At 59.3% G+C, this 17,392-nt stretch carries 17 protein-coding genes and 1 pseudogene; 6 read left to right on the top strand and 12 right to left on the bottom strand.

The window, feature by feature from the left end; translation table 11 throughout:
* Positions 1-151 precede the first annotated feature (151 nt).
* Positions 152-700, top strand: a pseudogene (locus FLO80_RS20965) (IS5 family transposase); the annotation flags it as partial.
* Here FLO80_RS20965 and FLO80_RS20960 read toward each other — a convergent pair.
* From FLO80_RS20960 to FLO80_RS20950, 3 genes are all read right to left on the bottom strand, one after another.
* Complete coding sequence (locus FLO80_RS20960; RefSeq protein WP_111369350.1) at positions 684-1,505, bottom strand: TIR domain-containing protein; 822 nt, start codon at positions 1,503-1,505, stop codon at positions 684-686. The pseudogene FLO80_RS20965 and the gene FLO80_RS20960 sit on opposite strands and share 17 nt — an antisense overlap.
* Before the next feature lie 593 nt (positions 1,506-2,098).
* Complete coding sequence (locus FLO80_RS20955; protein ID WP_111369352.1) at positions 2,099-2,368, bottom strand: hypothetical protein; 270 nt, start codon at positions 2,366-2,368, stop codon at positions 2,099-2,101.
* Positions 2,369-2,528: 160 nt separating this feature from the next.
* Positions 2,529-2,714, bottom strand: coding sequence for a hypothetical protein (locus FLO80_RS20950; RefSeq protein ID WP_146611086.1), 186 nt, complete (start codon positions 2,712-2,714; stop codon positions 2,529-2,531).
* A gap of 64 nt (positions 2,715-2,778) precedes the next feature.
* Here FLO80_RS20950 and FLO80_RS20945 point away from each other — a divergent pair, with 64 nt between their 5' ends.
* Positions 2,779-3,231 (top strand): hypothetical protein, encoded by a 453-nt coding sequence (locus FLO80_RS20945; protein WP_111369354.1) that lies wholly within the window; start codon positions 2,779-2,781, stop codon positions 3,229-3,231.
* Here FLO80_RS20945 and FLO80_RS20940 read toward each other — a convergent pair.
* Together FLO80_RS20940 and FLO80_RS20935 are read right to left on the bottom strand one after the other, a co-directional pair.
* Positions 3,188-3,877, bottom strand: a complete 690-nt coding sequence (locus FLO80_RS20940) for a hypothetical protein (protein WP_111369356.1) — start codon at positions 3,875-3,877, stop codon at positions 3,188-3,190. The genes FLO80_RS20945 and FLO80_RS20940 overlap by 44 nt on opposite strands.
* Positions 3,870-4,661, bottom strand: coding sequence for a nucleotide-binding protein (locus FLO80_RS20935; RefSeq protein ID WP_111369358.1), 792 nt, complete (start codon positions 4,659-4,661; stop codon positions 3,870-3,872). The genes FLO80_RS20940 and FLO80_RS20935 overlap by 8 nt, the downstream gene beginning before the upstream one ends.
* Before the next feature lie 692 nt (positions 4,662-5,353).
* On the opposite strand from FLO80_RS20935, the gene FLO80_RS20930 reads away from it, so the two are divergent.
* The 4 genes from FLO80_RS20930 (at position 5,354) to FLO80_RS20915 (ending at position 10,557) form a co-directional block, all read left to right on the top strand.
* On the top strand, positions 5,354-5,902 hold the full coding sequence (locus tag FLO80_RS20930; protein WP_111369360.1) for a helix-turn-helix domain-containing protein: 549 nt from the start codon (positions 5,354-5,356) through the stop codon (positions 5,900-5,902).
* The gene (locus tag FLO80_RS20925) at positions 5,895-7,769 is read left to right on the top strand and encodes a relaxase/mobilization nuclease domain-containing protein (RefSeq protein ID WP_111369362.1); all 1,875 of its coding nucleotides are present in this window, start codon (positions 5,895-5,897) and stop codon (positions 7,767-7,769) included. The genes FLO80_RS20930 and FLO80_RS20925 overlap by 8 nt, the downstream gene beginning before the upstream one ends.
* A gap of 12 nt (positions 7,770-7,781) precedes the next feature.
* The gene (locus FLO80_RS20920) at positions 7,782-9,728 is read left to right on the top strand and encodes a type IV secretory system conjugative DNA transfer family protein (RefSeq protein ID WP_111369364.1); all 1,947 of its coding nucleotides are present in this window, start codon (positions 7,782-7,784) and stop codon (positions 9,726-9,728) included.
* Positions 9,729-10,131: 403 nt separating this feature from the next.
* Positions 10,132-10,557, top strand: coding sequence for a VOC family protein (locus tag FLO80_RS20915; RefSeq protein WP_111369366.1), 426 nt, complete (start codon positions 10,132-10,134; stop codon positions 10,555-10,557).
* 420 nt (positions 10,558-10,977) lie between these two features.
* Here FLO80_RS20915 and FLO80_RS23430 read toward each other — a convergent pair whose 3' ends face one another.
* From FLO80_RS23430 to FLO80_RS20885, 7 genes are all read right to left on the bottom strand, one after another.
* Positions 10,978-11,106, bottom strand: coding sequence for a hypothetical protein (locus FLO80_RS23430; protein ID WP_281287058.1), 129 nt, complete (start codon positions 11,104-11,106; stop codon positions 10,978-10,980).
* 203 nt (positions 11,107-11,309) lie between these two features.
* Positions 11,310-12,335, bottom strand: coding sequence for a nucleotidyltransferase family protein (locus tag FLO80_RS20910; protein ID WP_111369368.1), 1,026 nt, complete (start codon positions 12,333-12,335; stop codon positions 11,310-11,312).
* A 152-nt stretch (positions 12,336-12,487) separates the two neighbouring features.
* Positions 12,488-13,486, bottom strand: coding sequence for a P-type DNA transfer ATPase VirB11 (gene virB11, locus FLO80_RS20905; protein WP_111369370.1), 999 nt, complete (start codon positions 13,484-13,486; stop codon positions 12,488-12,490).
* A gap of 110 nt (positions 13,487-13,596) precedes the next feature.
* Positions 13,597-15,054 carry a TraB/TrbI/VirB10 family type IV secretion system protein gene (locus FLO80_RS20900; protein ID WP_111369372.1) on the bottom strand — a complete coding sequence of 486 codons (1,458 nt, stop codon included), beginning with the start codon at positions 15,052-15,054 and terminating at the stop codon, positions 13,597-13,599.
* Positions 15,055-15,056: 2 nt separating this feature from the next.
* The gene (locus tag FLO80_RS20895; protein WP_111369374.1) at positions 15,057-15,788 is read right to left on the bottom strand and encodes a TrbG/VirB9 family P-type conjugative transfer protein; all 732 of its coding nucleotides are present in this window, start codon (positions 15,786-15,788) and stop codon (positions 15,057-15,059) included.
* A gap of 3 nt (positions 15,789-15,791) precedes the next feature.
* Positions 15,792-16,436, bottom strand: coding sequence for a VirB8 family type IV secretion system protein (locus tag FLO80_RS20890; protein ID WP_111369376.1), 645 nt, complete (start codon positions 16,434-16,436; stop codon positions 15,792-15,794).
* Positions 16,437-16,438: 2 nt separating this feature from the next.
* Positions 16,439-17,260 (bottom strand): TrbL/VirB6 family protein, encoded by an 822-nt coding sequence (locus tag FLO80_RS20885; RefSeq protein ID WP_188078380.1) that lies wholly within the window; start codon positions 17,258-17,260, stop codon positions 16,439-16,441.
* Positions 17,261-17,392 lie beyond the last annotated feature (132 nt).

Here is a 17,392-nt window from a genome sequence, read left to right as displayed (position 1 = left end):
AGAATGCCGTAACGGCGCAGGCGATGACCAACCGGCCCAAAGCCCTCCCGGAGCTGTCCGGGAATTAGCGAAATGACTGTCCGGGATTTACCGAAACGCGTGTCCGGAAATTACTGAAATGCTTGTCCGGGAATTACTGAAACCCGCAAAAGGCATCTTCGCTCGGATGATGGTCGGGCTGGCTGCAGAACACGGCGAAGAGAAGACCGTGATGATCGACGCAACATACCTCAAGGCACACCGAACTGCGACCAGCATGATGGCCCAAAAAGAGGGTCGTGGTCGCCTGATCGGTCGCACCAAGGGCGGTATGAACACCAAACTGCACGCCATCTGTGACAGCAAGGGACGGCCGATTGATCTGTTTGTCACCGCCGGACAGGTAAGTGACTATGTCGGCGCGCGGGCGCTGTTCAGCAGCCTGCCAAACGTCAAATGGCTGCTCGGAGATCGCGGCTACGACGCCGACTGGTTCAGAGAAGCGTTGCAAGACAAGGGCATACGCGCTTGCATTCCAGGCCGAAAGCAGCGGAAGACACCGGTCAAATATGACAAGCGCCGCTACAAACGGCGAAACCGTATCGAGATCATGTTCGGCAGGCTCAAAGATTGGAGGCGCGTAGCAACCCGCTATGATCGATGCCCCAAGGTGTTCCTCTCGGCAATCGCCCTCGCGGCCATCGTCATCTATTGGTTATGAATCCTGACCCTAAAACATCGCCGAACGTTTCTCGGATATTGTTTTTTGAGAACCTTATCTGTTGAATTCCTGCCAGGTTCGAGAATTCCTCGCAACCTTCTTCCAAAAGTACGATTGCCCTCGAAAACCCCAGCTTGCCCTGAAACAGTCCTGTTTCGTGAATGACATTCGGTCGCGCTTGGAACCTACCGTTTTGTAACTCATCCTCTGCGCTATGTACGAGAAAGGCCATATCCGATTTTTTTGCCATCTGTTCGACAATATCCCGTATTGTGTGTCCAGCGCGCGCGCCCGTTTCATATGCTTCTACTTTATACCCGTGATGGTCTCGCAAGTGATCGCGCAGGTCACGCCAAGCCGCTGAACGCCCGTGCCCCAAAAATACCGTGGGAGGCACACGTTCTTTCTCAATTTTATCAAAATGTTCGTGCGCATCATTTTGAGCATCATCAAAGATAGAAAACGTATCATGTATCGCCGATAAATTTGGCAGGCGCACTTTGATATTTGACTGGCTGCTATCAAAAAATCTCTGATAATTTATCGATACACTGACGTTTATATCATTTGTTACCCAGAGAACGTCGGCGTAATCTATACATTCATCATACTTGACGTAAAACTCAGCTTCATCATCAGGCGTGTCTCTATAGCTGTAATTAGTGTTGTCGTTTTTAACCGACGCATACTGTAACTTTAGTTCACTGTTAGAATCGACATACTTTTCAAGATGTTTCCGAACCTGCTTCAACAGAGTTGGCGAGAATTTCGTATTTTGATAATTTTTTGAAATGCTTTCAACCATTCGATAATTCCTTTAACCTGCCACGTCTTGGAAAGATTACCTGATCTTTCAATTCAACCGACACTCCCCAAGTTACGTGCCCTCTGACGTTACGGTCGCCTGCCGGCGCCAGCAGATCAAGCGTTTTTCGTCCGGACCGGTGTCTGCGGTCGAGGAAACACGCCGGATCGGTCGGATCACTTACCCAAAAAGCTGCACGGTGGACGAATGGCCGGTTTCGTGATCTGCACCGAAGCGTTCTTCATGAAGCCAATGGTCGGTATGGGCCGAACACGATGCAGCACCCGGGAAAGAGGCTTCCATGCTGCGATGTGCGTGACTGTCTACAATGGTGAAGGTTTCGACATGGGCAAGCCCCGTAAGCGGGGCCGGGCTGCTGAGGCTCCGCCCTGAATTCTGACCTTGCTGTCTTCCTGTGCCAATACGTCTTGGTCTGTCTCATCCTGAGCCACCCCAAGCCGTTTGCCACATGGTCGCCATCATGATCCGCTTTCAGCTCTGACGGGTCTGCATCCCTCTTGCAAGGCGGACGCTGCCGCCAAGCGAAGCCGAGGGGCTCTAGTGTTCGCCACCTGACATAAGATTCCGAAGGGCTATGCGTCTGGCTTCTGGTCGAACAGAATAACGTGCGCGCCTTCTTCACTGTCAGGGTTGCCTACCAGCACGAACGGCATATCCGACCCGTTCTTCTCGTAGAGGCAGCGGTATTTCATCTGGCCGCTGAGCGGATCGCGCACTTGGTCATAGCGAAAGCTGTGCTGAACGCCGTCTTCGATCCAGGCCTTGACGCCATCGGGGGTCACCAGTGCAAGCGGCGCGCCGTCCAGCAAGATTGTCTCGCCAACGTTGAAAATCTCTTTCATCTCATGGGTCTCCTATCGGTCTTCTTTGGTAGCGTTGCAAACCGTCGTCGCCTTTGCAACGATCGCTGCCCCGCGTGTTCTCTCTCTCGGTGTCATTGCCCTCGGATCACAATCGTGTCCTGCTCCGGTCGCTTGCGAGCATTTTAGCGCTGGAGGCGGTCTATCCTGCGTCCTCATAGGGCTCGTACCTCAGGTTCGCACCGTCCGACGGATCAAAGTCATCAGACCATCTTGTACGGCGCATGCCGCAGATCCACTGGAACACGACGCCGACCTCGACATCTTCACCATCTACTGTCGCCAAAATAATTTCGACCGGGTAACCTGCATAATTCTTCACGCTCAACTCCTGACCTCCATTTGGTCGGAGCCGCAGTTATCAGGTGGCAGGTATATGCCTGTACCTATATATGCTTAACCAACACAAAACGGAGTTTACTAACTTGCTTTACAGGCCTCTACATATTGCGCTCTTTCTGGGCGCGGCTTCATCGGCTGTCGCTGCCGAGTGGGAGATCGGCGTGTCGCGAGGTCTGGAGACCTATGCTGCGACTGCAAACGACGGGACCTTGCTCTTAGTTTGCGATCCAGACCGTGTCTACAACTCAAACGTGAGTCACGCGTACTTTTTGTCGCGCTCTGGCGATGACAAGATGCAACAACAGGTTGTGTTTCTTGCGGCGACCGGCGAACAGGCCGCCTTCTCTGTGCGGGACGGAATCGCAACACAACGTGATGCTGATCCTGCAGAATGGGCTCAGCTCATCGACATGATCGAGGCGGGCGGTCAGATCGCTGTCGTGACTGCACGAGATGCCTTCACGCTGGATCAGGAGCCGTTGCCCGGGCTTCGATGTCGCTGATCTTTTGAGCGAGTTCGTCGATCGCTGATCTCAGCAGCGCCTTGCCGAATGCGGATAACAGTTGCGTCACCCCATAGACGTTGAGCGGATCATCAATGCTTGTCTGCAACGCCGCCACATGGGCGGCGTTGAGCCTGATCATCGATTTCATGAAGGGGGAACCTGTGCCTTTGGGCTCGGCCAGGCGTGGTCGTGCAGCGGAGGCAACCTCATGCCAGGTCGCGGTGTCGCGCAGTTTTTGAATGCGGGCGCGAACCGCTTTGATCAAGGCCCGCTGAACGTAGTCCGGGTCAAGGCCAGATCGTTCTGCCAGCGCATCAATCCGTGCCTTATCCTCAGCCCCGATTCGCACGTAATAGGTTCGAGACTGCGCTTCGGTGCTATTTCTGCAAGCATCATCCGCCAACGGCTGGGTAGATGCCCCCGAGTTGATGCGCGCCGTTTCAGCCGAGGCTGCCTTTTCCCCTTTCCGGGGTTCTTTCTTGTCCACTGAAATTGCCGCTAGGCCTTCTGTCGCGACCGCTTCCGCCGTACTCTGATTGAACGCGGCATATTTCGTGGCGCTCGTGGCGAACTGCCGCGACCGCGCCAGCCTGTCTTCGTTCGAGACAGCGGTCCCGGACCGGTTTGGAATCTTCCTAGCCATTGGCGGAGCCCACCATTGCCTCGATGTCGCAAAGGACTTCACTGCATAAGGCGAGGGCTGAGGAAAGATGCCCTGCCTGCAACCGATGACGAAGGTCCTGTTCATAAATGTCCCGCACATATCCCAGTGGTCCGGTCAGCGGCATGCGCTGGATCGCGGCGAGGTGGGGCACCGGCGTGGGCAGAAGTGGCAGCGCGGAAATCACCTCGAAGACCTCGAGGTCCTGCCGGTGAACGCTGCGTCTTGCCGCATCACGCTCGATATCATCGCCTGCGGTCACGAAATCGATCGCGCGTTTGTCCGCGTTCATCAATACGGCTGAAAACAGTGGGGCGGGGTCATCCGGCCCGATGGTCTCGATCATGCGCATAACCCATGTCAGGGTTTTCAGGGCCGCCACGAAATCCGATTGTACCGGCACGGCCGGCACCAGGATCATGTCGCAGGCCAGCGCCAGTGTTTCGGTGTCGGGGTGTTCGCCGGGGCGGGTGTCGATCAGAACCAGATCCACACCTTCAGCCTCAAAGCCGTCCAGCGCGTGGTAAAGGCCTTCAACGGTCTCGGGGGCATCGGCCACGGTCAAGCCCGTGGGCCATGGAAGGCGTGGTAGATCACCGAAGTCGGCGCGCGCGCTTTTTGATTCCCATTCGAGGATCTGCTTGTCAGCATCCGCATCCATGACATGCACACGGCGGCCGCGTGCCAGCATGGCGGACGCAAGCATCTGTATGAGAGTTGTCTTTCCCGAACCGCCCTTCGCGGAGATGGCCGTCACAACAAGCATTCACTGTCTCCATAACGTATATCTTGATCCGTTATGGCGATGCCTTGGGATGGCGTCCACACCTTGAGCGATACAGGCGGTCAACTTTTGGGGCAGAACAATCTGTAGCTGTTGAGGCGATCTACTGTTGCTGCAATCATCGGCGTACGCGTTTGGGCAATCGAGCATGCATGCAAAGAGGCGTTGTGTCATGCATCACTTGCGCCATCGCGCCGTTGCAGCAATGCCCCAGCAATGCCCGAAGCCTTCGAGGTGTTGGCTCTCATGGGCCTTATGGCGTCTGGCAATTGATCCTCAACCATCCGTGTCATCACCAACGGCATAAGCATGGTGCTGCGCAGGCGTTCCAATCCCACAAGGTCTTATTCTCCTTCCGGGAAAACCCCTTTGAGCATTCAACGCCAATGGAGTGATATCGTGTCGGCTGCGCCGACGTCATCCCCGCGCCTGTTCAGGATCCGGGCCAATGTCCCGGATCGCGGCGCGGGAGAGGCGGTGTCCCTTCGGTCTGTTCGTTGTCGCGTGGGGTTTGCAGCACGCATGGCCAAGGCCCTGCGTGCCGATCACCGAAGGTGCGACAACGGACCGAAGGGACGTTGACAGGAACGGTATTGTGTATGACAAAACTTGTGCGGAGACTCATTAGAGTTTTCGTGTTTACAAAAACTATCTAATGAGAAATCTTGCCGCCCATGTCCAAACGCCTCTCCACCACAGCCCGACAGGAGGTTCTCCGGCTCGCCGCTCAAGGGCTCGGCGATGGGGAGATCGCCGTGCGTGTTGGCTGCTCCAGGCCCACTGTCGCCCGGGTGCGGGCGCGCGGAGTGGTGACAGATCGCACCACAAAGGGCCGCGTGCTGCAGGTTCGGGTGTCCGCCCGCGAGGCTGAAGCATTTGAGGCGCTTGTGGCCGAGACGGGCATGACCACGTCAGGGCTGCTCCGGCACATGATCCGTCTATCATCCGGCATTGTCGCGTTTCGCCGGGACGAGGTCGCGGCACTCAAGGCGTCGGCCAATCAGCTCAATGCCTTGGCGCGCAATCTTGTGCAGATGCTGAAGCTTGCCCATGCGGGCAAGCTGCGGTGGAACGCGCGCGACGCGGCACTGGTCGGTCGGCTTGCGGATCGAGCCGAAGAGGTAGCCCAGGCTGTGCAGGCCTTGCGTGCGGCCTCGCTGCGCGGGTCCTTCGTCCGGGTGTCCGATCTTCGGGACGTCGGGGAGGGGCAGCGCGATGGCTGAAGCACGCACCCTCCAGCAGGCGGTATTGGGCGAGATACTGCCTCATGTGGGTCGGCGGTCTGCAGCCATGACAGGCGAGGCGCGCGTATCGTCGGTCCGTCGGCGTGGCGCGTCCGGCGGGGCTGTTGCGGTGATGTCCTGGAACGCGCTGCGGGTGCCGCAAAGCGTGGTGAAGCGGGTCGGTGCTGGCGGGTGTCATTCACCCAAAGAGTTACGCCGGCAGATGAAATACATCCTGCGCGACGAGGCGCGGGTCGCAGCCTGGTCGAACCAGATCGGCATCGATCGCGTCTTTGGCGAGCGGGGGATGGAAAATGTCATTGCCGATTGGAGTGCATCCTGGTGCGGGGCCCCGAAACGGGGTCATACCGATCACATCATCCTGTCCTTTCCCAAGGGAACCGAGGCGGAGTTGGCGGAAGCCATCTCGCGCGAATGGGCGCAGGAGGTGTTCGGCGGGGATTACCGGGATCGATATCGGTATGTGGCGGCCCTTCATTGCAACACAGATCATGTGCATGCCCATGTTCTTGTCGACAAGGTCGGGATGGAGGACGGCAAGTTCCTCTCGATCAGCCGCCATTCCGAGATCAGCTATGACATGATGCGCGAGCTGCATGCGCAGATCGCGGGTGAGCACGGGCTGGTGCTGAACGCCTCTTCCCGTCTGTCGCGCGGCATCATGGAAAACGCCCCGCGGGACACTGATTTGCAGGCGGCCCGCAAGGAGGGACGGGAGCCAGTGGTTGCTCCGCTGGATCCTGCAAGCCGCGCTCTGCGAGAGGCCGAGATACGCAGGCACGCTGAGGGGTATCGGCAGCTGGCGCAACTTGCGGGGATGGGCCTGGATGCCGACACCCCTCCGGATGGATGGATGGGGCGCATCGCGGAGGGCGCAGAGCTTGCCGCCACCAACTTGATGAAAGGAATGCCGGTGAAGGAAGGGTTTGCCGAAGGGGTTGATATCCCCGCTGCCGGAGCGGATGTGATCGGTCGTCTGATCGCCGCCCGCGAGACATTGCAGGCGGAAGCCGACACCGCCTGGAGCGCCATTCAGGACATGGCTCCCGGTGCCGAAAAGGTCGAACTGGAACAGCTCTTTGCCGGGCAGGCCCGCGAAATGGGCACGCTTCTGGGCCGCGACTTTCTTGCGGATCATTCTTCATCGGTGTCGCCCGAGCGCGATCCCTACAGAGTGCAGGGGATTGCGGGGCTGGCCGCACGGGCAGGAGACGAGGGCAATCCGCTCTCGGCTGAGGCCGGTGCTACACTGGGTAGTTTCCGAGTGGAATTGGCGCGGGTTCTGGCACCGGTGGAGGCACGGCTCGAGGAGGCGGGCAGCAGCATCGAAGAAGTTGCAGCCCGTTTCACCACACCCCATCGCAGCGAGGCGCAACTCGAAGCCTCACGCCCAGTGGACGCACAGGAGCGCTCGGACTGGCTTGGGCTCGAACGCGACCTGCAGGCGCGCGCGCGTGATGTTTTTGCGGGGCTGCACATGGATCGTGATCTTTTGGCGGATCTGGCGCGTCAGGACATTCTCGACGCGGGGCAGGGCAGTCGCCTTGCCGACATCGCCACGCTGGACAAGCTGATCTCCGACGTGCGGCAAGACCTGCGCGACGGGGATATGGATCAGTTGGCAGCGGGCCGGATCGATCCGCTCATGGACCGCATCGAAGACCCTGGTCTGCGACAAGCCATGTTCTCGGAGCTAAAGGCCATCGCCGCAATGGATGCGGGTGATGACATTGCCGGCCGCGACAGCGAACCCGCCGCCACCTACCGGACCCGGATCGAGGCTTTCGAGCGCGCCGAGGAGCGGGGGCGCGACCGGGACGATACCAGTGGCGATTACGGGCTCTAGAGGATTCAAAACATGCTGCATGCAATGGAAAGCCGTTGGCGGTATCCGATCGCCATCCTGCTCGGTCTCGGTGTTGGCACCTGGATCGGTGCCGCGATCGCCACGCTCTATCTGATGGCGAGATTTGGCGAAGACCTGGGTGGGTTCGATATTTTCGAACTTTGGCTGCTCAATCTGTCTGATCCACGGATCAAGGCAAACCCTGCGGTGGAACATACTGCGTGGCTCATCACGGCACTTCCAGCCCTTCTGCTGGCGGCGACAGGGGCGACATCCGTTCATCGCGGGTCGCTCACCGATTATGATGATGCACATTTCCAGTCGCGTCCCGAGCTCCGCCGCAACCGTATGTCGGCGTCTCTTTCCCAAAACGGCTTTCTGTTCGGCAAGCTCGGGTCACCTGCGTCCCGCGCGCCTTTCGTGTCGGCCACGCCAGATCGCTTCCCACACGCAATGATGATCGCGCCAACGGGCCGGGGCAAAGGGGTAGGCTTCGTTTTGCCGAACCTTTTGCACTTCCAGGGCAGCGCCGTGATCCTCGACGTCAAGGGCGAGAATTTCGAGAAGACATCCATCCACCGCCAAAAGGCGCTGAACAATCAGGTCTGGTATTTTTCGCCCTATGACTACGTTCAGCCCGAGGGCAAGAACGGGCCTGTCCTGACCCGCACGCACCGGTTCAATCCTCTCCAGCGCATTGCCGATCTGCCCAGCCCCGAGCAGCAATACACCGCCGTCAACACCATGGCGGACTTGTTCCTCATCGTCGAAAGCGTGAACGCGCAGAGCTTTTTCCAGGCCGGACGCAGCCTGTTCGTGGCGTCTTGCCTCTATGCCATCGAGACCGGAAAGCCGACGATCGGTGAGGCGCTGCGGATCATGACTGGCGGCGGCAATAAAAAGGAATTCTACAAACGGGCCGCGATGCAGACCGCAAACCCGGTGGTGGCAGAGATTTTCCTGAGCATGGCCGACGAAGTGGACAAGATTCTCGATTCCTATGTCAGTGTGATCCGCGGGGCCGGATTGGAGCTTTGGCTCGATCCGGCGGTGGACCGAGCGACACAGGCAAGCGATTTCGACTTCGGGACGTTCCGACGAGAGCCACAGTCGCTCTATATTGTCGTGCAGCCGGAGCACCTGAAAACACTGGCCCCCCTGATCCGGCTCCTGTTCGCCGATGCCATCGCATGTCTGCAGCGCGCGCATCCCGGACCGGACGAGCCACATCCCGTCATGTTTCTGATGGATGAATTCGACCAACTGGGCAAACAACCCCTGGTCTTGCAGAGCATCAAGACGATCCGTTCCTATGGCGGGCGGCTCTTTATCATCTCGCAGTCTATCCCCGGTCTTGAGGGCATCTACGGCGAAACCGACCGCCGTGCGCTACAGGCCGGTGCGGGTGTACAGATTTACATGACCCCGCAGGATGATCGCACCGCCGACGTGCTGTCCGCAGCCCTCGGCAAGCGCACGATCGTGGGCAAGACCAGATCACAGGCAACCGTGCGCAAGCTCTCGGAAAGCGCAAATATCAGCCGTCGCTCGGAAGAACGGGCGCTGGTATCCCCCGCTGAATTGCTGCGTTTCCCGCTCGACAAGGTCCTTGTCCTGCCCGAAGGGCAATATCCCATCAAGGCGGATCACATCCGTTACTATGCGGACCGGCATTTTGCGGGGATCGACAAAGCACGGCAGGGGCATGCCTTGCCCTATCCTCCTGCTGCAGCGCCAGTCTCGAGCAGGCCGAAGAAAATCACCCTCGAGCAACCAGAACCCGCAGCACCCGCGGCGATCTCCATGGGCGACAAGGATTTCGAAACTGCGGTGCAGGCCTATGCAGGAGCGCTGCGAGGCTTCTCCGAGGCCGCAAAGACACGGCCAAAGAAAACGCGCTCAGGTAGTCGGAAGACCTCATCAGGCCTGGCGGAGCCCAAGTTGCCCAAAACCCGTTAGCTCTGGGTTCTGTTGCGGATAGGGGTGAAATCCTGCGCGCCGCAGGCGCGCCTCGTTGGTCGACACGGGTGCATAGGCCACGTGGGCGGTCCATCAACCCATCGAAAGCATCAGCAAGAGTAGCGCCAGAACTTTCAGGTTGAGACCGGTTCCCCTCATTCTGAGTAAATGGTTCTCGGTCCCGCAAGGGTGGCCATTCGCTGCACGATGCCGGAATGGAACAAGTGCGGACTTTGCTACCGTTGACCGGCCCAGATTTCCGGCCTAACCTCTTCTGGTCTGAAACAGGTTAGGCTCGGGAAGGTTGGCCCGACCCCCGCTCTGCGGGTCCTTCCGTTGCAAGGCAACGGCCCAAGACTATCAAGGCTCTGCGTGGTGCAGATGCCGATAGGAAGGGCATGACATGAAACCTAGAATTTCCGTACTAACACTCGGCGTAAGCAATCTCGAACGGTCGCTTTCTTTTTATCGCGACGGCCTTGGACTGCCAACGAAAGGCATCATCGGCCAAGAATTTGAACATGGGGCGGTGGCGTTCTTTGACCTGTCTGGGTGTTTGAAACTTGCCCTTTTTGCGCAAGCCAACATTGCCCACGACACCGGATTGCCAGTGCAGCCGGTCAGCTCGACTGCCCTTACCATCGGCCACAACGTGTCACGAAAGGAAGAAGTCGATCAGTGCATGGAGGCTGCGGCGCAGGCAGGTGCCGAAGTGATCAAATCCGCCCAAGACACATTCTACGGTGGCTACGCGGGCTATTTCCGCGACCCTGACGGGCACCTCTGGGAAATCGTCTGGAACCCAGACCTGCTTCCACCCGAGGATTGAGCCGTCATCTAAAAGCCGCTGGCCCTTTTAGGGCTGGCGGTAACTTTGGGCTCTGACCCGGCATTCGCCTCACACAACATGAACGGCCGCTGCTGGGAGACTGTGTATCACAAACCTTGCAGGACTTGGCTGCAGCGGTGCGGCGAACGGCGGGGGAGTCCCGCACACTCAATCCGCAAGCGTTCAACTTGTACAGACACCGCGAATTTTCGCGGGACTTCGCATTTGTCCGCAAGTGACGCCAATTCCGGCCCGACGGCTTTCTGGCTGTCCGCGTCGCGGGTCTTCGGACCGTCAGAAGTGAGCTGGTGTCATTCCGCCAGATCGTCGAGTGTGACGTCGAGGGCACTTGCCAATGCGCGCAGGGTTGTGACCGAACCTTTTTTCGGCCGGTTTCGATCTCAGTCACAGTGACGCGGTTCACGCCCGCTTTTGCGGCCAGCGCTGCCTTGGCACGGTCATAGCTCTGTAGATCACCAGATCCTCAGCAGCAGCCCGCAGGCGCAGGCGGTCGTACTCCTCGCGAGGGATCGTCACCATCTCGTGCATGTTATGTCCCTTCAGTCATAGATTCTGCTACCGGGTCCGATATCCAGAATAGCCAGAATGTTACCTTGATCATCCATAATAGCGTGCCAATCGCCTACTTGCGGCCGAATACCGCTCGGCCCTTGAGTGACTTCACATTATTGGCGTGTGATACCGGATCTTGCGTATAGGCCTCGATCTTGGAGCGGATCAGAGTGACAGTGCTACCCTGCCTCGCATGCCTTCAGCATCTCGCGCGTGTCCGGCATGCGTTCCAGCGTCCGTCCGATTCTCTCTCGCCATTTTGGGCCTCGCGACATTGCGTCGGCGTAAGCGTCCCAGATGTCGGAGGGGCGATCCTCGGACATTGTCTCGATGATGAACGCGGCCTGCTGACGGTCCTTTTCGGCTTTGAAGGATGCAGGCCCGTCGCGGCGGCGGTCCGCAACGACCAGCTTGTGGACGGCGAATTTCTCAGGCCTTGGGATTTGCACAAGGATACCGTCACGATAGAGCGCGACGGCATGGATCGGATCGGAAATCAGGTAGTTCAGGTGATGCAGGGCCCGCGCTTTGACGCCGAGGGCGGGAAGATCGCGAATGCCTTCTTCCGCATCAAAAGATGGCGTCAGGAATTCGACCATCATACCTGTCTGTCCGCTTTGCCGCCAGCGCCAGACACTGCCTGGATCAAGGCCCTGAACAGGATCGAATTTGAGCGCCGAGAAGGTTTCGGCAAGCGATGGTTCGACGGCGTCCTGCAAGACAACGGACAGGCGCTCGAATTGCGCGATGTCGACATCTCCCGTGTTCGCCGCGCTGCCAAGGGGAAGGGTGGTGCCCAGCTCCCCCTCCATTAAGCGAAAGGCATTCGTACCGATCAGCGTTCCGCCCAACCTGAAGGTTCCGACCTTGGCCATGGCAAGCAGCAGCCCGCCTGTGCCGCGGTCGATCGGGGTCATGCCCTCGGCGCGCAACAGACGCGCAAGCCTGGCACGCTCCTTCTTGCGTTCCGCTCCCTGTTCGCGCAGTGCGTTCATACGGTCGACGCGATTGCGTGTCTCAGTGCTGTCGGGACCGATATACCAGAATTTCACATCGCTGCCGATCTTCTCGGCCGCGTACCAATAGACCTTGCCGCCGCGCTCCTTGGTGACGAGCGAGCCGCGGACATTCGCGACCATGTCGTCTTTCAACAGGCGCAACAGGTCGCCATAGGCAGACCGTGCCACAGAGCTCAGGTTCGCCATGTCGGCCTCCAGGTTGCTAGTTCGGTAAACCTATAGTTTTGGGTTGACCGCGGCAACCGGTAAACGAATTTATTTACGTTTACCGAATGGAATGCTTTCTCATGCATCTTCGCTGGGCGCCCGCTACATCTGCCGCGAGCCAGCAGATTCCCTCATGGATTTGAACTGTCCGGCAGCCACACCTGTTCGACCCCGCGCCGTCCCTCCTTCCGCCCAAGCTGCACCACGACATCGATGCTGGAGGCGGCATAGCGCCTTACCTCCTCAAAGCTCATATTGATGCCCACGGACATGACCATGAGGGCAAGGCGGTCGAGCGCCTTCTGCGCGGTATCGGCGTGAATTGTGGTGAATGAGCCTGAATGGCCGGTATTGATCGCGTCGAGGAAGGTCTTGCACTCATCGCCGCGCAACTCGCCAAGAATGATCCGGTCAGGACGCATGCGCAAAGAGGTCTCCAGCAATTTGGCCGCAGTGCGTTCACTTGAGGGGATACGGTCCGCCTTGAGCATCGCGCGATTGGGCTGCGGAGGAAAGAGCTCGAATGCGTCCTCGATGGTCACGATACGTTCCGTCTCGGTCACCAGCGCGAGAAGCGCCCGGGCAAAAGTCGTTTTGCCCGTGGACGTCCCGCCGCTGATCATGATGTTCAACCGCTCGTCGATGCAGAGTTTCATGGCGGCTCGAATATCCCCCGCCTCGGTCAGTGCGATCACCCGTTCGGCTTTTGCCTGTCGTTCGGCGTCCAGGTTTACCAGTGCACCGTGCAACAGACCGATGTCGCCCAAGGTGAGTTGATCTTCACTGTAGCGGCGCAAGGTGATCGACGGCCCGCCATCCACGACCGGTGGATAGACGACCTGTGCCCGGATCGGCTTGCCATTCATCTCGATCTTGCCGGAGACCAGCGGCTTTTTCTCGCTGATCTGCCCGTAGGTGGCGCTGGCAATGGATGTTGCAAGATCCCGAGCTTGGGCAGGGGAGTAGAACACGCCCTCGAGGCCGACCATATGCTCAGCCCCCCGGGTTTCCACCCAGACCTTTCCATCGGGATTGACCGCTATTTCGACCACGCAGGGATCGGCGAGCGGTGCAGCCAGGGGTTTTAGATAGGTCGAAAGAAAACTGGTCTTTTCTGCCGCCTGGTTCATGGGTGGCTGCCTGTGCGTTTCAGGTTTGTGTTGCTTTGAGACACGCGGCCTCTCCCTTCGGTTGAACGCGTGTTTCGACACATGATTATTTTGTCGAACCCGAAACGCACTTAATAGAACTCGAGATCACGGTCGACGATCACGCTGATCGCAGCACCTGGCTGGACCGAGATAATCGGAGGCAAGGTGGCGTATTCGCCGATCGCCGCATCGGTGGCCTTCGCAAATCTGCCCGCGACATCCTCGGCAAATTCTGATCCGGCCTCGGATCTGGCCTCGGATGCGGCGATTGCCGGTCCTGCGCCGATGATCGAGAGCAATGCGGCTGTGCCAAAGCGCAGCCCGAAGCGGGAGTTCACAGAGCCTGTCACACCAGAGCGGCCCTGGTCGTCCGCGCCAAATGCGGCGAGCTGAACCGATTGCCCTTCGGGTGTGACGATGCGTGACCAGCCAACCAGAATGCGGGCCTGGCCCAAAGAGACATTCGAATTGTAGGTCCCGAAGAGGCGGGAGCCCTCGGGAATGAGAACGCGGGACTGATCGAAACTCCAGACCGGGTAGTTCACGATGGCGGTAATCTGTCCGGGCAATGTGGATTCGATGGCGGTTTCCAGTGACGCTTGAATGAGCGTGCCCTGCAGAACCGTATTGGAAGGATTGGCGATAACTTCCGCTGTCGTGACTTGAACGGGCTGGGCACCGTCCAACACGAAGGCGCGCGCCGCTGCATCTCCGACCGCAGGCCCCCTCTCGGGGCCGGATGCCGGACTGCCCGTCTGGCCGCCCGCATCAAAGATCACCCCTTCGGACCGGATTTGTGTGTCGCGCAGCGCGGTCGCCTCGGCCCGCCGACGGTCCAGCTCAACCCGTCGCGCTGCTTCCTCGGCGGCGAGTTGATCCCGCTCGGATTGCGCGCGCAGGGCGTCACTCATGCCGCCATCGATTTGCTGCTGCAGGGCATCGTTCTGGCGCTGCAGGCCGAGAATTTGCTCCTTCAACTGCTCCATCCGGCCATCGGAAATACGTGCGTGTGCGGCAACCTGCGTCGCGATGCGCTTTTGCGCTTCAAGATCTGCTTCTGCCAATCGGGTGTCCATCTCGCTTTGCATCTGGGCAATGATCGCGGTGTTCTGGTCCTGGACCGAGCGCAGCGCTTCGGCCAATTCGGCGGAATTATCGGGGGCAGGGGCCTCGGCCAGCCTTGCCAACTGGGCTTGTAGGGCGACTACGTCGCTTGCAAGCTTGGCGTTCTGTTCCTCGAGCGCCTGGCGCTGCGCCGCGAGTTCATCCTCGATTGGTCCGGGATCGAACCTCGGCTCGGATCTTTGTTCGGTCGGTTCAGCTTCGGTTGTCATGCGGCCGAACCCGTCACCGTCGACCTGATCCTGAAAGTCGTCGGCTTTCGATGTTTCAACGGCAGAATTGATGCCGCTTCCTTGCACAAGCGGGTAGGCAATGATGGCGGTCCCCACCAACAGGAGCGCACCCAGACCAAGCCTGAGCCCGAGAGATGCACGCCGCTTGGGCGCGAAGCTGTATTCCTTTTCCCCGGTTTTCTCGTCGCTCATGATCAGAACTCCCGCCCACGCAGGGCGGCCACGGCAGCAGCCTCGGTCGTGAACCCACCAGTTTCCCGGGTAATGCAGATATGATCGTCGCCCATTCGGATCGTGTAGGCGTCCCGCACGCCGGTGACCCGCACGACCGCACCTTGCGTCTGGCTGTTCTGGGTGATCTCGTAGCCCTGGGCGTTCAAGCCGAAGATCGAGGGCCGCACGCCGGGCCGGAATTCAAAGAAGGTCGAGCGCCCATCATTCCAGACCCGCACCGGGCGGATCGCACCGCTGCCCGCGAACTGATAGCCGGTATCTCGGCCTCCAGCCGCAAGCTGGCGCCCGGCGGGTCGCTCGTCGGGAAAGTTTACGACGACCCGGAAAGACTGTGTCCGCGAGCGTCCCTCTGTCAGATAGAAGGCGACAGCGCGGCGGTTGGTAAAGATCGTCAGGTTTGTCGCAGCCCGTGCCTCGACAGGCTTGATCGAGATCGTATTGCGGTTTGACAGAACCTCCACTTCATAGGACGCGGAGTCACCGATCAGGACTTGATTGATCCGTTCGCCGGGACCGAGTTCGATTGACGTGTTTACCCGAAGGTGGGTGTCGATCCGGATCACATCCGTAGGGTTGAAGGTCACGTGGCGAACGCGGGCGTCCTGACCCATGGTGACCGGTGCGCGCTCGGCCAAGGCGGGCGTTCCAAGCAACCCGCCGACCGTTGCGATGGCCAGTAGAAAAGTTTTCATGAATTATTCTCGTGTCAGTGTTTCGGCATCGACCCGGTAAGCGGTCACCGAGAAGCCAAGGGGATTTTCCCAAACGCGTGTCAGGGAGCGTTCGCGGCGGGGGGTAAACTCAAACCCTACGGTGGCGATGAATGTTTGCGTGACCGGTGTCTGGTTGGGTCGGGTGAGGCGTTTGTCGAACCGGATCTGGGCCACTTCGTCCTGCAGGAAGGTGATCGCCCGCACACGGACACCGACCTGCGCATTCGCGCCGTAGCTGCGCGGTGGATAATTCTCGGAACCCGTGGTCCAGAGCTCTATCAGTGAGGCGCGGGCCGGCCCGCTGGAGCGCCGCTGGACACTTTCGAGCCGTTCCTGAATGCCGTTCCTGAAATAGCTCTCGCGGTCGCTGATATAGCTGACAAGCAGGGATTCCTTGATCGCTTCCTCATCGGTGATACCGGTCGGCTGAACCTGGTAGATGCGTTCTGCTGCACCTGACGTGCTGTCAACGAGGACGGTAAACACTTCGGTTTCGCGCAGGGGCAACATGACCGTGATGGTCAGGGCCAACAGCACGGATACGGCGCAGGAACAGCTCGCAACGATCCATGCGGCGCGCGCTGCCCGGCGCGGACCCATCACCAAATCGATATCGAAATCACTCATGACTATCCCTTCTTCATCTTTCCGGCGAGCTTGACCGCACCGCCCGCATAGCTCCCGGCACGGGCTGCGCTGGACGATCGGTCGGAGACGCCTTGTCCCTGAAGTCCTGCGTTGAAGCCCCGTCGCATGTCATCTCCGCCCCGGATCGCGGCACCGGTATTGCGCCACGCGTTCCCGGGCATCCGCGCGGCATTTGCACCGATCGAGGCGAGGCCGATGTTCGTGGCGGCAAGCCCTTGCGCGAAAGTTGGCACGAGCAACATCAGGCCGGCGCCGATCATCATCACCACGACGAACGAAATCGCGTCCCCGAGTGTTTCGACGCTGTCGAGGCTCCCCGGCGCGACGGCGTTGCCAGTGGCAATGGTAAATCCTGCCATGGCAGCCACGAAAAGTGGCACAAAGGAAAAACCGATGGCGAGTTTGACCCAGGCCTCGAACAGTGGCGCGGATTGTTTGAACAAGGTGCAGGCCACGGCCACAGGTGCGATAGCGATCAATACCGCCAACATGATCTTGGCAGCCGACAGAACGATGATGGTGATCGTCGCCATGGCGGCGGCCACAAGAAACATGACCACGCTGGTCATGGCACCGGCCAGCCAGCCGCCATTCTGGCTGATCGCCTGTCCGACATTCAGGGCTTGGGAGTAGAGATCGTCTATGCCGTCATAGAGATTTCCAACACTGCCCCCAGAGAGGGAATCGAGGATTCCGGCTCCGAGTTCTGCTGGCGCATTGGTCAAAGCGTTATAGGGGACTGAGAGGTTGGCGAATGAAAGAAAGACGTTGACCAGCACGAGCCGCACCCTGTCAATCGGCATCCAAAGCTGACCCCCTATCGGCATTCAAAATTGACCCCTTTGAGCTGAGCAGGCCCGGCGCTGCGTAGCCCTCACATAGCGCAGCGGCGGCGGGCCTGCGGGGGTCCGGGTTGGCGCTATGCGCGGTTCTTG

It is taken from the genome of Aquicoccus porphyridii (assembly GCF_008369105.1).
Lineage (GTDB): Bacteria > Pseudomonadota > Alphaproteobacteria > Rhodobacterales > Rhodobacteraceae > Aquicoccus > Aquicoccus porphyridii.
This window is presented reverse-complemented; position numbering and strand designations above follow the sequence as displayed.

What these genes read in the sequence shown, in the direction of transcription:
- FLO80_RS20890 (WP_111369376.1), bottom strand. Translation starts at nt 16,436, where the DNA reads ATGAGTGATTTCGATATCGATTTGGTGATGGGTCCGCGCCGGGCAGCG.
- FLO80_RS23430 (WP_281287058.1), bottom strand. Translation starts at nt 11,106, where the DNA reads ATGCACGAGATGGTGACGATCCCTCGCGAGGAGTACGACCGCCTGCGC.
- virB11 (WP_111369370.1), bottom strand. Translation starts at nt 13,486, where the DNA reads ATGAACCAGGCGGCAGAAAAGACCAGTTTTCTTTCGACCTATCTAAAA.
- FLO80_RS20955 (WP_111369352.1), bottom strand. Translation starts at nt 2,368, where the DNA reads ATGAAAGAGATTTTCAACGTTGGCGAGACAATCTTGCTGGACGGCGCG.
- FLO80_RS20910 (WP_111369368.1), bottom strand. Translation starts at nt 12,335, where the DNA reads ATGGCGAACCTGAGCTCTGTGGCACGGTCTGCCTATGGCGACCTGTTG.
- FLO80_RS20920 (WP_111369364.1), top strand. Translation starts at nt 7,782, where the DNA reads ATGCTGCATGCAATGGAAAGCCGTTGGCGGTATCCGATCGCCATCCTG.
- FLO80_RS20935 (WP_111369358.1), bottom strand. Translation starts at nt 4,661, where the DNA reads ATGCTTGTTGTGACGGCCATCTCCGCGAAGGGCGGTTCGGGAAAGACA.
- FLO80_RS20960 (WP_111369350.1), bottom strand. Translation starts at nt 1,505, where the DNA reads ATGGTTGAAAGCATTTCAAAAAATTATCAAAATACGAAATTCTCGCCA.
- FLO80_RS20940 (WP_111369356.1), bottom strand. Translation starts at nt 3,877, where the DNA reads ATGGCTAGGAAGATTCCAAACCGGTCCGGGACCGCTGTCTCGAACGAA.
- FLO80_RS20900 (WP_111369372.1), bottom strand. Translation starts at nt 15,054, where the DNA reads ATGAGCGACGAGAAAACCGGGGAAAAGGAATACAGCTTCGCGCCCAAG.
- FLO80_RS20930 (WP_111369360.1), top strand. Translation starts at nt 5,354, where the DNA reads ATGTCCAAACGCCTCTCCACCACAGCCCGACAGGAGGTTCTCCGGCTC.
- FLO80_RS20915 (WP_111369366.1), top strand. Translation starts at nt 10,132, where the DNA reads ATGAAACCTAGAATTTCCGTACTAACACTCGGCGTAAGCAATCTCGAA.
- FLO80_RS20945 (WP_111369354.1), top strand. Translation starts at nt 2,779, where the DNA reads ATGCTTAACCAACACAAAACGGAGTTTACTAACTTGCTTTACAGGCCT.
- FLO80_RS20885 (WP_188078380.1), bottom strand. Translation starts at nt 17,260, where the DNA reads ATGCCGATTGACAGGGTGCGGCTCGTGCTGGTCAACGTCTTTCTTTCA.
- FLO80_RS20895 (WP_111369374.1), bottom strand. Translation starts at nt 15,788, where the DNA reads ATGAAAACTTTTCTACTGGCCATCGCAACGGTCGGCGGGTTGCTTGGA.
- FLO80_RS20925 (WP_111369362.1), top strand. Translation starts at nt 5,895, where the DNA reads ATGGCTGAAGCACGCACCCTCCAGCAGGCGGTATTGGGCGAGATACTG.